Raw genomic sequence first — 14910 nt, 5'->3', positions numbered from 1 at the left:
CCATGGCCCACCAGCTCTCGCAGAAGACCAGGAAGACCGTCCTCGGCATCGGAGGCATCGCGGTCCTGGCAAGCCTCAACGCCCCGGCCGTAGTGGACTTCGCGGGCGAGAAGTACCACGAGTACAAGATCGCCCAGCCCGGCTACCAGGCCCGGTACGGCTCCTGGAGCCAGGTCGACATCCCCGAGGAGTTCCGCACCAACGCCATCCACGCCGCGCTGCTGCACACCGGCAAGGTGCTGATCGTGGCCGGCTCCGGCAACGAGCAGCGCAAGTTCGACAAGGGCTCCTTCGACACCGTCCTGTGGGACCCGGAGGACAACACCTTCAAGAAGATCCCCACCCCCGAAGATTTCTTCTGCTCCGGGCACGCCCAACTCCCCGACGGACGGCTGCTGGTGGCCGGCGGCACCGCGCGCTACGAACTCCTCGACGGCGAGGTGGACCGGGCCGGCGGCGGCATGCGGGTGAAGAACGAGAGCCCCGACCGCGCCGTCACCCTGAAGAAGGGCACCCGCTTCCGCTCACCGGCCGGCGTCGAGTACGTCACCCGCTTCGACGTCACCGTGCCGAAGGCCAAGCGCTCCTACGACATCACCTACGACGCCGCCGGGGTCATGCAGCCCTGGCGCACCAAGGTCACCGCCGGGGAGGCGCGGGTCTTCGTCGAGGCGGTGAAGAAGGGCCCGGAGTCCGTCACCGGCAAGCAGGCGCAGTACGAGATCGTCGGGCTGCGGGGCAAGGACGCCGACAACACCTACGGCCTCTCCGAGAAGATCACCCTCGACAAGCAGGACTTCCAGGGCATCCGCGCCGCCTACGAGTTCGACCCCGTCGCCGAGCAGTACATCCCCGTCGACCCGATGGCGAAGGCCCGCTGGTACCCGACCCTGGTCGGCCTGGACGACGGACGGGTCCTCGCCGTCTCCGGGCTGGACGACGTCGGGGTGATCGACCCCGGGGACAACGAGATCTACGACCCGAGGACCAAGAAGTGGAGCCCGGGCCCCAAGCGGTACTTCCCCACCTATCCGGCCCTGTTCCTCACCCAGGGCGGCAAGCTCTTCTACCCGGCCGCCAACGCCGGGTACGGCCCCGACACCATGGGCCGCGAGGCGGGCCTGTGGGACCTGGAGACCAACACCTTCGAGAAGGTGCCGGGGCTGCGCGACGCCGACGAGACCGAGACGGCCGCCTCGCTGCTGCTGCCGCCCGCCCAGGACCAGAAGGTGATGATCCTCGGCGGCGGAGGCGTCGGCGAGTCGAAGAAGTCCACCCCGCGCACGGCCGTGGTCGACCTCAAGAAGGACAACCCGGTCTTCGAGGACGGCCCCGACCTGCCCCAGGGCACCCGGTACCTGAACAGCGTGATCATGCCGGACGACACCGTGTTCACCGCCAACGGCTCCGAGGACTACCGTGGCCGCAGCGCCAGCAACATCCTCAAGGCGCAGTTCTACGTCCCGAAGGACAACGTCTTCCGGGAGGCCGCGGCCCCGAAGGTGGGCCGCAACTACCACTCCGAGGCGCTGCTGCTGCCCGACGGACGGGTCGCCACCTTCGGCTCCGACCCGCTCTTCGACGACCGGCAGAACACCAAGCTCGGCCGGTTCGAGCAGCGCATGGAGATCTTCACGCCGCCCGCCCTGCACAAGAACGGCGCCGACCGGCCCGTACTGAAGGACGGCCCGTGGCAGCTGGACGCCGACCACCGGGCCACCTTCACCACCGACCACCCCGAACGGATCGTCAGGGCGCGCCTGATGCGCCCGAGCGCGGTCACGCACACCACCGACGTCGAACAGCGGTCGGTCGAACTCGGCCTGGACCGGAGCGCCGGCGCCGTCACCGTCACCGTGCCCGAGGACCCGGCGCTGGTGCCGCCCGGCTGGTACATGCTCTTCGTGACCGACGCCGAGGGCACCCCGTCGACGGCCAAGTGGATCCAGGTGGAGTGAGCCGTCAGGAGCCGGAGTTGCGGGCCAGCGCCAGGGCGTACTCCGGCCACCAGTCGCCCGCCCGCGGGCCGCCGTCGCAGGTGCCGTCCGACTCCCCGGGCCGCTTCACCCACAGATAGGCGTCCAGGGCGGGCTCGCCGGTGTCCGTGGTGGGCGGGGTGCCCAGGGCCCGGCCCGGCGGGTTGCACCAGACGCCGGGCAGCGGGCCGTTGCCGTTGCGGCTGGAGTCGACGACGAAGTGCTTGCCGCCCAGCGCCCGGGACAGCTCGAGTCCGTACGCCCTGGTGACCGCGTCGGTCTGGAAGTTGGAGACGTTCAGCGCGAAGCCGTCGGCGGCGTCGACCCCGGCCCGTCTGAGCGGCTCGACCAGTCGCAGCGGATCCTTGATCCAGGACGGGTTGCCCGCGTCCAGGTACACCTTGGTGTTCGGCTGCCGCTTGAACCGGCGGACCGCCTCGCCCAGCAGCCGCTCCCGTTCGGCGTGGTACTCGGCCGGGGTGCAGCCGTCCACGATGTGCGCGACCGCGTCCGGCTCCAGCACCACCAGCGCCCCGCTGTCGCCGAGCGCCCCGGCGAACCGGTCGATCCACGCCAGGTAGGCGCCCGCGTCCGCGGCCCCGCCCGCCGAGTGCTGGCCGCAGTCCCGGTGCGGGATGTCGTACGCCACGAGCACCGCCGTACGGCCCGCCGCCTCGGCCGCCGCGGTCGCCGCGCGCACCCGGGGGGCCGGGTCGGTCTCGCCGGCCGGCCACAGCGCGGCCGGGCGGTCGGCGATCCGGCGCAGCGCCCGGGCGTCCTCCAGGCGGCCCTCCCGCCGCCACGCCTCGATCTGCCGGGCGGCGGGAGTGTCCGGGTCGACCCAGAAGGGCGAGCCGGGCGCGGGGCCGGCCGCGCGGGAGGCGGCGCCGGCGACGGAGGCCCTGTCGACGTCGGCGCCGGCCGTGCAACCCGCCGTGAGTCCGAGCACCGTGAGAGCCGTGAGGGTGTGGATGATCCGGGGCATGGCGCTCCCTGGAACGGAGGTGACGATGGGTCACCCATGGTTCCACGCATGAGCGGTTTGTCCCGGTATGGACATGGGTCAGCCGCCGGAGGCCAGCGCGATGCCCAGCGGGGTCCGCTCGTACAGCACCCGGTGGCCGTAGCGCCGGGAGACCAGCAGCCCGGTGTCCCGCAGGGCCGTCAGGTGCGCCGACACCGAGGAGGGCGCGAGACCGAGCCGGAGCGCGAGGGCGGAGGTCGTCGCGGGCTCGTCGAGCGCGGCGAGCACGGCCGCCCGGCCCCGGCCCAGCAGCCGCACGAGGGCCTCGGAGGTGTCCTCCCGCGGCCGGGTCCACAGGCCGCCGACGCCCCGGGCCGGGTAGACGACCGTGGGCTGCCAGGGCGGTTCGAAGCCGCTGACCACGTCCGGCCAGGAGAAGACGCTCGGCATCAGCACCAAACCCCGCCCGTCCAGGTCCCGCTCGTGGTCGGCGGCGACCGCCAGGGACAGGGTGCGGCCGCTGAAGGCGAGCCGCCGGTCCAGTTCGGGCAGCAGCGCGCCCAGGCCCACCTCGGCCAGCCGCCGGGAGTGGAAGGCGATGTCGGCCTCCAGCAGGGCGCGCAGCCGGGGCCAGTCCGGTGCGATCAGGGTGTGCCAGGCGGCCTCCACCAGCGCGGCCAGCTCGCGCACCGCCCGGGCGGGATCGGCGAGCAGCGCCCGGCCCTCGGGCGAGTCGAGGGCGCCAGGGGTGTCGCGCAGGGAGCGGGCGATGTCCGCGCGCGCCGCGTCCGGGTCGGCCGCGCGGACCGCGGCGATCTCCTGCTCGAAGTCGGCGACGGGCCCGATCGGAGGCGGGCCGAGGAAGTCCGGGCTGTGCCCGCGCCGGGGCATCAGCAGCCACAGCGGGGCCAGGTCCAGGGCGCGGGCCGCCTCCTGGATCCGGCGCAGCCACTGCGGGTGGTAGCCGTGCCGGTCCGGCCGGCGCAGGGTGCGCACCGCCTCCTGGGTCTCCCACAGCGGGGACACCGCGAACCGGCACCGCAGCAGGTCGTCGTCGCCGAAGCGCAGCTGGAACGGCACGGCCCTCCCCGGGACGACGGAACATTCGGCTGAGGCCGAAACTCTACGGCTCCGGCGGCCGCGCGTGCAGGCTGCCGCCATGTCCGAACAGCTGAGCCCGCCCGCACCGGGCACCGAGACGGAGCCCACCGGCTACCGCCGCGTCTTCGCCGTACGGGAGTTCCGGGCCGTCTTCGCCGCCCACACGCTCTCCCTGCTGGGCACCGTCGTGGGCGAGATCGCCCTCACCGTGCTGGTGTACCGGCTCACCGGCTCGCCGCTGCTCAGCGCGCTGACCTTCGCGATGGGCTTCCTGCCGTACCTGATCGGCGGCACCCTGCTGTCCGGCATCGCCGACCGGTACCCGGTGCGGCGCGTGCTCGTCCTGTGCGACCTCGTCTGCGCGGTCTGCGCGCTCGGCATGGCGGCGCCCGGCACACCGGTGGCCGCTCTGCTCGCCCTGCGCTGCGTGATCGCCGTGGTCGCCCCGGTGTTCAGCGGCACCCGGACGGCCACGCTCGCCGAGATCCTCGGCGACGGCGACCTGCTGGTCCTCGGGCGCTCCCTGCTGCGGATCGTCTCGCAGAGCGCGCTGCTGGTCGGGTTCGGGCTCGGCGGCCTGCTGCTCACGGTGGTCTCGCCGCGGGGCGCCCTCACCGTCACCGTCGTCACCTTCCTCGCCTCCGCGCTGCTGCTGCGCCTGGGCACCCGGCGCCGGCCCGCCCGCCCCGGGTCCGGCTCGCTCGTGCGGTACTCCCTCGCGGGCGCCCGCGAAGTGCTCGGCGACCGCAGGATCCGCGCGCTGCTGCTGCTCCTGTGGGTGCCGCCGATGTTCATGGTCGCGCCCGAGGCGCTGGCCGCCGCCTACGCCGACGAGATCGGCCTGGGCGCCGGCGGGGTCGGCCTGCTGATGGCCGCGATGCCGGTCGGCACCATCGCCGGCGAGGTGTACGCGGGGTCCGCCCTCTCGCCCGCGGCCCGCTCGCGGATCGTGCTCCCGCTGGTCACCTGCGCCCTGCTGCCGCTGCTCGTCTACCCCCTCGCCCCGGGCCTCGGCTGGATCCTGGCCGCCCTGCTGGCCACCGGTCTGGCGAGCGCGTACACCTTGGGGCTCGACCGCTGGTTCGTGGACGCGGTGCCGGAGGAGCTGCGTGGACGGGCGATGACCGTGCACACCGCGGGCGTCATGACCATTCAGGGCGTCGGCATGGCGCTGGCCGGGGCCGCGGCCGAGTTCTGGCCGGTCGCGACCGTGGTGGGCGGGGTCGGCGCGGTGGGCGCGGTGTGCTGTCTCGTCCTCGCCCTGGAGGTCCGGCGGACCGTCCGCGGACCGAGGGGCGAGACGGGGCTGACCGCCATATGACCGGCCGGTAGGGTCTGGTGCCGTGCCGAAGCCGCTCAGTCTTCCCTTCGACCCCATCGCCCGCGCCGACGAACTCTGGAAGCAGCGCTGGGGAAACGTGCCGTCCATGGCCGCGATCACCTCGATCATGCGGGCCCAGCAGATCCTGCTCGGGGAGGTCGACTCGGTCGTCAAGCCGTACGGGCTGACCTTCGCGCGCTACGAGGCGCTGGTGCTGCTCAACTTCTCCAAGGCCGGCGAACTGCCGATGTCCAAGATCGGCGAGCGGCTGATGGTGCACCCCACGTCGGTCACCAACACCGTCGACCGGCTGGTCAGGTCGGGGCTGGTCGACAAGCGCCCCAACCCCAACGACGGGCGCGGCACGCTCGCCTCCATCACCGCCAAGGGGCGCGAGGTGGTCGAGGCGGCCACCCGCGACCTGATGGCGATGGACTTCGGGCTCGGGGTGTACGACGCCGAGGAGTGCGGGGAGATCTTCGCGCTGCTGCGGCCCCTCCGGGTCGCCGCGCACGACTTCGACGAGCAGTGACCCGGGGAAAGATCGACCGGAACGTGCCGTTACGCTCGTCCGCATGAAAAAGAGCGTGCTGACCCGCTACCGCGTCATGGCCTACGTCACCGGTGTCCTGCTGGTGCTGCTGTGCTTCTGCATGACCGGCAAGTACGTGCTGGACGTGGACGGCGCCGAGGACGCGACCCGCGCCGTGTCCATCGCGCACGGCTGGCTCTACGTCGTCTACCTGGTCTTCGCCTTCGACCTGGGCTCCAAGGCGAAGTGGCCGGTGGCCAAGCAGCTGTGGGTGCTCCTGGCCGGGACCGTGCCCACCGCCGCGTTCTTCGTGGAGCGGAAGATCAGCAAGGAGCTGGACGCGCAGGTCGCCGAGGGCACGCCGGCCGTCGCCAAGGCGTAGTCCCTCCCCGCCGCCGCCCGGCCGAACGCGCCGCCGGACCCCCACGGGTGTCCGGCGGCCGTCACTGGAGAACCACTGGAACGCCCCGACCCGCCGCCGTCAGCCGTCGACATTTACTAGGACGTCCTAGTACTTTGGGAGGCATGGACGCTGACGCCATCGAGGAGGGCCGCCGACGCTGGCAGGCCCGGTACGACGCCGCACGCAAGCGCGACGCTGACTTCACCACGCTCTCCGGGGACCCCGTCGAGCCGATGTACGGCCCACGGCCCGGGGACACCTACGAGGGCTTCGAGCGGATCGGCTGGCCGGGCGAGTACCCCTTCACCCGCGGGCTGTACCCCACCGGCTACCGGGGGCGGACCTGGACCATCCGGCAGTTCGCCGGGTTCGGCAACGCCGAGCAGACCAACGAGCGCTACAAGATGATCCTCGCCAACGGCGGCGGGGGCCTGTCGGTCGCCTTCGACATGCCGACCCTCATGGGCCGCGACTCCGACGACCCGCGCTCGCTCGGCGAGGTCGGCCACTGCGGGGTGGCGATCGACTCGGCCGCCGACATGGAGGTCCTCTTCAAGGACATCCCGCTCGGCGACGTCACCACGTCGATGACGATCAGCGGCCCGGCGGTCCCCGTCTTCTGCATGTACCTGGTGGCCGCGGAGCGCCAGGGCGTGGACCCCTCCGTCCTCAACGGCACCCTCCAGACGGACATCTTCAAGGAGTACATCGCCCAGAAGGAGTGGCTCTTCCAGCCCGAGCCGCACCTGCGCCTCATCGGCGACCTCATGGAGTACTGCGCGGCCGGCATCCCCGCCTACAAGCCGCTCTCGGTCTCCGGCTACCACATCCGCGAGGCCGGATCGACGGCCGCGCAGGAGCTGGCGTACACCCTCGCCGACGGCTTCGGCTACGTCGAACTGGGCCTCTCCCGCGGCCTGGACGTCGACGTCTTCGCGCCCGGCCTGTCCTTCTTCTTCGACGCGCACCTCGACTTCTTCGAGGAGATCGCCAAGTTCCGCGCGGCGCGCCGGATCTGGGCCCGCTGGATGCGGGACGTCTACGGCGCGCAGTCGGACAAGGCGCAGTGGCTGCGCTTCCACACCCAGACCGCGGGCGTCTCCCTGACCGCCCAGCAGCCGTACAACAACGTCGTGCGCACGGCCGTCGAGGCGCTCGCCGCGGTGCTCGGCGGCACCAACTCGCTGCACACCAACGCCCTGGACGAGACCCTCGCCCTGCCCTCCGAGCAGGCCGCGGAGATCGCCCTGCGCACCCAGCAGGTGCTCATGGAGGAGACCGGCGTCGCCAACGTGGCCGACCCGCTGGGCGGTTCCTGGTACGTCGAGCAGCTCACCGACCGCATCGAGGCGGACGCGGAGAAGATCTTCGACCGGATCAAGGAGCGCGGACTGCGGGCCCACCCCGACGGCCGCCACCCCATCGGCCCGATCACCTCCGGCATCCTGCGCGGCATCGAGGACGGCTGGTTCACCGGCGAGATCGCCGAGTCCGCCTTCCGCTACCAGCAGTCCCTGGAGAAGGGCGAGAAGCGGGTGGTCGGCGTCAACGTCCACACCGGTTCCGTCACCGGCGACCTGGAGATCCTCCGGGTCAGCCACGAGGTGGAGCGGGAGCAGGTCCGGGCGCTCGGCGGCCGCAGGTCGGTCCGGGACGACGCCGCGGTGCGCACCGCGCTGGACGCGATGCTCGCCGCCGCCCGGGACGGCTCCAACATGATCGGGCCGATGCTGGACGCCGTACGGGCCGAGGCGACGCTGGGCGAGATCTGCGGAGTGCTGCGCGACGAGTGGGGCGTCTACACGGAGCCGCCCGGCTTCTGACCCCCCGGCTTCTGGCCTGCGGGCCTCGTGGCGGCGACGGGTTCACCCCGCCGTCGCCGCGAGCCCCGCCACCAGCACCCGGGTGAAGCCGCGCACCCACTCCTCGTCCGCCGGCTCCGCGCTCACCAGACAGCGGTGCACCACCGCGCCCGCGACCACGTCGAAGATCAGGTCCACCGTGCGGGCCGCCTCCGAGGGGTCCGTCTCCGGCGGCAGTTCCCCACGCGCCTGCGCCCGCGACCTGCCCTCCAGCACCAGGCGCTTCTGCCGGTCCACGATCGAGCAGCGGATGCGCTCGCGCAGCGCCTCGTCCCGGGTCGACTCCGCCACCACCGCCATCAGGCCGCTCTTCGCCTCCGGCCGGGCCAGGATGGCCGCGAACTGCAGCACCACGCCCTCGATGTCGGCGCCCAGCGTGCCCCGGTCGGGCAGCCGGAGTTCGTCGAAGAGCTCGGCGACCGCGTCCACCACGAGTTCGTTCTTGCCGGCCCAGCGGCGGTACAGCGTGGTCTTCGCGACCCCCGCCCGGGTCGCCACGTCCGACAGCGTCAGCTTCGACCAGCCCAGCTCCACCAGCGCCTCCCGCGTCGCCGCGAGGATCGCGGCGTCGGCCGCCGCGCTGCGGGGGCGCCCCGAGGCGCGTGGGGCGGGAGTGCTGCTCTGCATCCCCAGACCATAACCACCGCTCCCGGGACTTGACGCCGTGAGGGAGATCACGGGTGCGGGGTGCCGCCCGGGCGCCCGGGACCATTACGCTACGACTCGTAGCGAAACCACTGGCGTGGGGTGGGGACCCGGCGTCGAGAACGGTCCGGCGGCAGTCGGACGGCAGTCCAGCAACAGAGAAGCACGACCGGCTTTCTCATCGCTTTTCACTCGCGCGCGAGAACGGGGGAGGATAGACGCATGCAGCCACGGAACATGTCCATGAGCGGGGTCGTCGACCTCGCCGCGGTGAAGGCGGCCCAGGAGGCCAAGGCCAAGGCGGAGCAGGCACGCGCCGAGTCCGCGCGGCAGGGCGGGGGAGGAGCCGTCTCGCCCGCCGACCTCGTCATCGACGTAGACGAGGCCGGGTTCGAACTCGACGTCCTCCAGCGGTCCACCGAGGTGCCCGTCGTCATCGACTTCTGGGCCGAGTGGTGCCAGCCCTGCAAGCAGCTGAGCCCGGTCCTGGAGCGGCTCGCCGTCGAGTACAACGGCCGCTTCGTCCTTGCCAAGATCGACGTCGATGCCAACCAGATGCTGATGCAGCAGTTCGGCGTGCAGGGCATCCCGGCCGTCTTCGCGGTCGTCGCCGGCCAGGCGCTCCCGCTGTTCCAGGGCGCCGCCGGGGAGGCGCAGATCCGGCAGACCCTGGACCAGCTGGTGACCGTGGCCGAGCAGCGGTTCGGGCTCACCGGCCTGGACGTCGACCCCGAGGCCGAGCCCGGCGCGGCCGGCGAACGGACGCCCGCCGACCTTCCTCAGGGCCCCTACGACGCGCTCCTGGAGGCCGCCGTGCGCGCCCTGGACGCGGGGGACCTGGGCGGGGCGGTGCAGGCCTACCGGAACGTGCTGAGCGAGGACCCCGGCAACACCGAGGCCAAACTCGGACTGGCGCAGGCCGAACTGCTCCAGCGGGTGCAGGGCGCCGACCCGCAGCAGGTGCGCAAGGACGCCGCCGAGCGCCCCGCGGACTCGGCCGCCCAGATCGCCGCGGCCGACCTGGACCTGGTGGGCGGGCATGTGGAGGACGCCTTCGGGCGGCTCATCGACACGGTGCGGCGCACCGCCGGCGACGACCGCGAGGCCGTACGGCTGCGGCTGGTCGAGCTGTTCGAGGTCGTCGGGGCCGACGACCCGAGGGTGGCGACGGCGCGCCGGGCCCTGGCGCGCGCCCTGTTCTGACCCTGCGTGACCGGGGCGGCGGCCCCGTTCTGACCAGTCGTTAAACGTCCGGGCCCGTGTTGCCCGAGTGAAAGAACTGCCGACAGAGACTCAAAGCGGCCGCGCTTTACCAAATCTTGGTAAGCGCGGCCGCTGTTACTTCCAGTAAGTCCAGGCCGTTGTTCTGTCGGTTTGTGTCCGGTGAATCGGTATATGTCAGACCGACCGGGACCACCCTGCGTGCCTGCCCGAGACCGCCGGGTCGTTGTTCGGTTATCCGGCCGTTACTAGCGAGTAACGAACCCCCTTGTGCGGGCGGCGAGAATGCACCACGATCGGCGACGCTCGGTCCATTCCCGTACTACCCGACAGCCGGTCGGGGCGGCGGGACCCAGGGTCCCCACCGGGCAGAGCGGGCGGCAGTGGCGCCCGCTCTTGGACAGGGGGGTCTTCGCCCACCCGGCGAAGCCTGTCCAGCAAGGTTGTGCGTGATGCGTGTCAGGCGCGACCAGTGGTTGTCGCTCGGGGGTGATCGCCGGTTTTTCGAGCGCGGTTCCGCGCTGTCGAAACGGGCGCTCTCCTTACCGAGGACGTAGCACTTCTCCCAATCCCTGCCCGGCTGAGCCGTCGAGTTCGACAGGCAGTCAGGGTCAGGAGATGTACGTCCGAGAAGGAGGAAATATGGAGTCCCAGGTGCGTGGCGGGACCAGATGGAAGCGGTTCGCGGTCGTCATGGTGCCCAGCGTGGCCGCCACGGCTGCGATAGGTGTCGCCCTCGCGCAGGGCGCTCTGGCCGCGTCGTTCAGCGTGTCGGGCCAGTCGTTCAAGGTGACGACGAAGCAGCTCGACGGTACGGGCTTCGCCCAGTACGGCGCCCTCGACGAGGGCTACACGATGAGCGGCAAGAAGACGGTTCACCCCGTCGCGGTCTCGGCCTTCAAGTCCGCGACCATCAACAGCCTGTGCCAGTCGGTTGTCACCCCTGACATCCCGCTGCTCGGCAGCGTCAGCCTGATCCTGCGGGCGGGCGAGGACCCGAACAAGCCGGTCGAGGCCGAGAACCTGTACATCGACGTCGCCGAGCTGTCGGCCGACGCGACGTTCAAGGGCATCGACATCGGTGTGGCCGCCAAGGACGCCAGCAAGGGTCCGGGTCTGAAGGGCGGCGGCGAGCAGGCCAACCCGTTCGGGTTCGCTCAGCAGGCCGACTCGGTCGTGCTGAAGGACGTGAAGCAGACGGCGTGGGCGACCACCGCCGGAACCTTCAAGCTCAGCGGTCTGAAGATGTCGCTGTCGACGGGTGTCAAGGAGTGCTACTAAGCACTCGCTGACGGGCGGGGGCGCCGGTGGCACCCCCGCCCGTGCACAACTCCGGGCGCCCCGAGGGGCGCCCGCACCCCCAGCACCACAACTCACCACCACAGCAACGCCGCAGCAGGGAGCTGTTTTCCATGAGCGCCGAGACTCCTGCCGTACCCGGCCATGACGAGCACTACCTCCGGGTCTTCAGGCGCAACTTCCGCGCCTGGCGGGGCGAGAGGCCGTTCTGGGCCGGACTGTTCGTCATGCTCGGCGGACTCCCCATCGCCTACTTCCCGTACGCGAACCTCCAGATCGGTCATCTGACGCTGGCGATGGCCACCACCGCGGGCGCCGGGTCGCTGATCATCGGAGTCCTGCTCGTGGTCCTCGGCGTCAGCCTCTGGTTCCAGAAGCACGTCCGCACCTTCGCGGGTGTGGCGGCGATCCTGCTGGCGCTGGTGTCCATCCCCGTGTCCAACCTCGGCGGCTTCCTGATCGGCTTCCTGCTCGCCCTGGTGGGCGGCGCGATGGCCGTGTCCTGGGCGCCGGGCCCGCCCGCGCAGCCGCAGCCGGCCGCGCACGCCCTGGACAAGGACACCGGGGGCGATGCTCCCCGGACGGTCACGCACGAGCGGGACGAGCCTTCCGAGGGCTCGCTGCCGGACGAGCCGGTCACGGTGGAAGAGCCGAACGATCTGTCAGGAACGAGCCCGGCGAACGGGGCGAACGGGAGGCACAGTGCCGGCTGACGAGGTGACCCACGGGACTGACGTGGATACGTCCCGTGCGAGAACCGGGCCGCGACACGCGGCACCCAAGAAGCCGCTGTTCACCAGATTCCACGTGCCCGCCGGCAAGGCGATAGCCCTGGCGGCGATGCCGACCGCGGTGCTGATGGGGATGGGCTTCACGCCGACCCTCGCCAACGCCGAGGACCAGCCCGCCGCTCAGAGCCTGACGGCGGACGAGTACAAGGACTGCGTGGCCGCCATCGAGGGCGAGTCCGCGTCCCCGACGCCGTCCGCGAGCCCGAGCACCAGCGAGTCGCCCGCCGAGGACGACACGGCGGAGCCGACCCCGACCCCGTCGGCCGGCACGGACGACACCCCCTCGCCGGATTCAGGTTCCGACGAAGGGGCCGAGCCCGCGCCGACCCCGTCCGAGACCGGGACGACCGAGCCCCAGTCCGGCAGCGGGGAGACCGCCACGGCGACCCCCTCGCCGTCGGCCTCCGCGTCGGACGGCAACCTGCTGGAGGACATCGGCAGCGCCATCGAGGACATCTTCACCGGCGGCCAGGACGACACGGCGAGCGCGAGCCCGTCGCCGTCGGCCACCCCGTCGGCGTCCGCGTCGCCGAGCGCCACCGAGGAGGAGACCGCCCCCGAGCCGGCCGACGAGGCCGCGGACGAGGCCGCCGACACCGTCGAGGACGCGGCGAAGGACACCACCGACACGGTGGCGGACGAGGCCGAGGACGCAGCCGAGGCGGCGGAGGAAGCCGCAGCGGAGGCCACCGCCACGGCGTCCCCCTCGCCGTCGGAGAGCGCCACCACCGACCCCGAGGACTGCCCGGTCGCCACGGACGACAAGGGCGGCGTCGACAACACCGTCCCGCTGCCCGACGACCCGTGGTACCTGAACGCCAGCTCGCTGCTGCTCAAGGGCGCCGACTACCAGGGCATCGTCAAGGTGCGGACGGCCGGCGGGGACGTCAAGGAAGTCCTGAAGTACGTCATCTCCGACGGCACCGACATCGGCGACCTGCACCAGACGGTGAAGGACCCGCAGTCGGGCAAGACGTACCACGTCCAGGCGGCCGAGGGCTCGACCTCGACCATCCGCGACGGCGACACCGTGATGTACACCGAGTCCATCTCCGGCAACCTGCTGGGGCTGATCCCGGTGACCTTCAGCCCGGAGAACCCTCCGCCGCTGAACATCCCGCTGATCTACTTCACCAAGGTGGAGGTCGTCCAGGCCGGCCAGTTCGGCGGCACGCTGCACGTCCCCGGACTGCACCAGTTCACCACCGACTGAGCGGTCGGCACAGGCCCGTTCGGGAGCCGCACAACGCCTGAGGGCGCCCCCTGGTCCAGGGGGCGCCCTCAGCGCCGTATCAAGTCCCTTTGCAGGGGCGTCAGTTGATGCCGCCGCCACCGATGTGGTGGACGCGCACCATGTTGGTGGTGCCGGGCACGCCGGGGGGCGAACCGGCGGTGATGATGACGATGTCGCCGTCGTTGAAGCGGTTCAGCTTGACCACTTCGCCGTCGACCAGGTCGACCATCTCGTCGGTGCTGTTCACGAACGGCACGACGTGCGACTCCACGCCCCAGCTCAGGGTGAGCTGGTTGCGGGTGGCCTCGTCGGTGGTGAAGGCCAGGATCGGCTGGGCGACGCGGTAGCGGCACAGCCGGCGCGCGGTGTCACCGGACTTGGTGAAGGCGATCAGGCCCTTGCCGCCGAGGAAGTCGGCGATCTCGCAGGCCGCACGGGCGACCGAACCGCCCTGCGTACGCGGCTTCTTGCCCGGGACGAGCGGCTGCAGGCCCTTGGAGAGCAGCTCCTGCTCGGCCGCCTGGACGATCTTCGACATCGTCTTGACGGTCTCGATCGGGTACGCGCCCACGCTGGACTCGGCCGACAGCATGACCGCGTCGGCGCCGTCCAGGATGGCGTTGGCGACGTCGGAGGCCTCGGCGCGGGTCGGCCGGGAGTTGGTGATCATCGACTCCATCATCTGGGTCGCCACGATCACCGGCTTGGCGTTGCGGCGGCACAGCTCGATGAGCCGCTTCTGCACCATGGGGACCTTTTCGAGGGGGTACTCGACGGCCAGGTCGCCACGGGCGACCATCACACCGTCGAACGCCATCACGACGTCCTCCATGTTCGCCACCGCCTGCGGCTTCTCCACCTTGGCGATGACCGGGACGCGGCGGCCGACCTCGTCCATGACCTTGTGCACGTCCTGGACGTCCTCGGCGTCCCGCACGAAGGACAGCGCGACCATGTCGCAGCCCATGCGCAGCGCGAACCGGAGGTCCTCGACGTCCTTCTCGGACAGCGCCGGCACGTTCACGGCCGCGCCGGGCAGGTTGATGCCCTTGTGGTCGGAGACGACACCGCCCTCGATGACGATCGTCTTCACCCGGGGGCCCTCGACGTCCAGGACCTTCAGCTCGACGTTGCCGTCGTTGATCAGGATCTGGTCGCCGCGCGAGACGTCGCCCGGCAGGCCCTTGTAGGTCGTTCCGCAGATGTGCTTGTCACCCGGGACGTCCTCGGTCGTGATGACGAACTCGTCACCGCGCTCCAGCTCCACCGGTCCCTCGGCGAAGGTCTCCAGGCGGATCTTCGGTCCCTGGAGGTCGGCGAGGACACCGATGGCCCGGCCGGTCTGCTCCGAGGCGGCCCGGACGCGGTCGTACCGCCCCTGGTGCTCGGCGTGGGAGCCGTGGCTGAAGTTGAAGCGGGCCACGTTCATGCCGGCCTCGATCAGCGACACGAGCTGTTCTTGGGAGTCGACCGCGGGGCCGAGAGTACAGACGATTTTCGAACGGCGCATGGGGCGATCCTATCGGTTTGTTTCGCTGCGGAATATTCCGTCTGGCGGAAA

13 protein-coding genes are annotated in these 14910 nt (G+C 71.5%); 9 read left to right on the top strand and 4 right to left on the bottom strand.

Translation table 11 applies throughout. The features are described 5' to 3' along the window. The first annotated feature begins 2 nt into the window (after positions 1-2). Positions 3-1958, top strand: coding sequence for a radical copper oxidase GlxA (gene glxA / locus ABT296_RS04160; RefSeq protein WP_351922984.1), 1956 nt, complete (start codon positions 3-5; stop codon positions 1956-1958). Between the two features lie 4 nt (positions 1959-1962). Here glxA and ABT296_RS04155 read toward each other — a convergent pair whose 3' ends face one another. Together ABT296_RS04155 and ABT296_RS04150 are read right to left on the bottom strand one after the other, a co-directional pair. Continuing rightward, entirely contained in the window at positions 1963-2961 is a 999-nt protein-coding gene (locus ABT296_RS04155) for a glycoside hydrolase family 6 protein (protein ID WP_351922982.1), read from the bottom strand. Positions 2962-3039: 78 nt separating this feature from the next. Then, a complete protein-coding gene (locus ABT296_RS04150; protein ID WP_351922980.1) occupies positions 3040-4020 on the bottom strand; it encodes an ArsR/SmtB family transcription factor in 981 nt (326 codons plus the stop codon). Positions 4021-4099: 79 nt separating this feature from the next. Between ABT296_RS04150 and ABT296_RS04145 the strand changes: the two genes are divergently transcribed. The 4 genes from ABT296_RS04145 (at position 4100) to icmA (ending at position 8120) form a co-directional block, all read left to right on the top strand. Then, entirely contained in the window at positions 4100-5362 is a 1263-nt protein-coding gene (locus tag ABT296_RS04145; RefSeq protein WP_351922978.1) for an MFS transporter, read from the top strand. A 22-nt stretch (positions 5363-5384) separates the two neighbouring features. After that, positions 5385-5894, top strand: a complete 510-nt coding sequence (locus tag ABT296_RS04140) for a MarR family winged helix-turn-helix transcriptional regulator (protein WP_351922976.1) — start codon at positions 5385-5387, stop codon at positions 5892-5894. Between the two features lie 43 nt (positions 5895-5937). Continuing rightward, positions 5938-6276, top strand: coding sequence for a DUF3817 domain-containing protein (locus ABT296_RS04135; RefSeq protein WP_351922973.1), 339 nt, complete (start codon positions 5938-5940; stop codon positions 6274-6276). A gap of 143 nt (positions 6277-6419) precedes the next feature. Beyond that, positions 6420-8120 carry a coenzyme B12-dependent isobutyryl-CoA mutase large subunit gene (gene icmA / locus ABT296_RS04130; RefSeq protein WP_351922971.1) on the top strand — a complete coding sequence of 567 codons (1701 nt, stop codon included), beginning with the start codon at positions 6420-6422 and terminating at the stop codon, positions 8118-8120. Positions 8121-8162: 42 nt separating this feature from the next. Here icmA and ABT296_RS04125 read toward each other — a convergent pair whose 3' ends face one another. Beyond that, positions 8163-8786 (bottom strand): TetR/AcrR family transcriptional regulator, encoded by a 624-nt coding sequence (locus tag ABT296_RS04125; protein ID WP_351922969.1) that lies wholly within the window; start codon positions 8784-8786, stop codon positions 8163-8165. Positions 8787-9026: 240 nt separating this feature from the next. Between ABT296_RS04125 and ABT296_RS04120 the strand changes: the two genes are divergently transcribed. The 4 genes from ABT296_RS04120 (at position 9027) to ABT296_RS04105 (ending at position 13328) form a co-directional block, all read left to right on the top strand. Further along, positions 9027-10007: a tetratricopeptide repeat protein gene (locus ABT296_RS04120; RefSeq protein WP_351922967.1), complete on the top strand. Its 981-nt coding sequence runs from the start codon at positions 9027-9029 to the stop codon at positions 10005-10007. 660 nt (positions 10008-10667) lie between these two features. Next, on the top strand, positions 10668-11306 hold the full coding sequence (locus tag ABT296_RS04115) for a DUF6230 family protein (protein WP_351922965.1): 639 nt from the start codon (positions 10668-10670) through the stop codon (positions 11304-11306). A 131-nt stretch (positions 11307-11437) separates the two neighbouring features. After that, positions 11438-12037, top strand: coding sequence for a DUF6114 domain-containing protein (locus ABT296_RS04110; RefSeq protein ID WP_351922963.1), 600 nt, complete (start codon positions 11438-11440; stop codon positions 12035-12037). Then, positions 12027-13328: a hypothetical protein gene (locus ABT296_RS04105; RefSeq protein ID WP_351922960.1), complete on the top strand. Its 1302-nt coding sequence runs from the start codon at positions 12027-12029 to the stop codon at positions 13326-13328. Before ABT296_RS04110 ends, ABT296_RS04105 begins: the two co-directional genes overlap by 11 nt. Before the next feature lie 100 nt (positions 13329-13428). Here ABT296_RS04105 and pyk read toward each other — a convergent pair whose 3' ends face one another. Continuing rightward, positions 13429-14859, bottom strand: a complete 1431-nt coding sequence (pyk, locus tag ABT296_RS04100) for a pyruvate kinase (RefSeq protein ID WP_351922958.1) — start codon at positions 14857-14859, stop codon at positions 13429-13431. Between the last annotated feature and the right edge of the window lie 51 nt (positions 14860-14910).

This window comes from Streptomyces sp. NPDC000983 (assembly GCF_040299205.1).
Taxonomy (GTDB): Bacteria; Actinomycetota; Actinomycetes; order Streptomycetales; family Streptomycetaceae; genus Streptomyces.
This window is presented reverse-complemented; position numbering and strand designations above follow the sequence as displayed.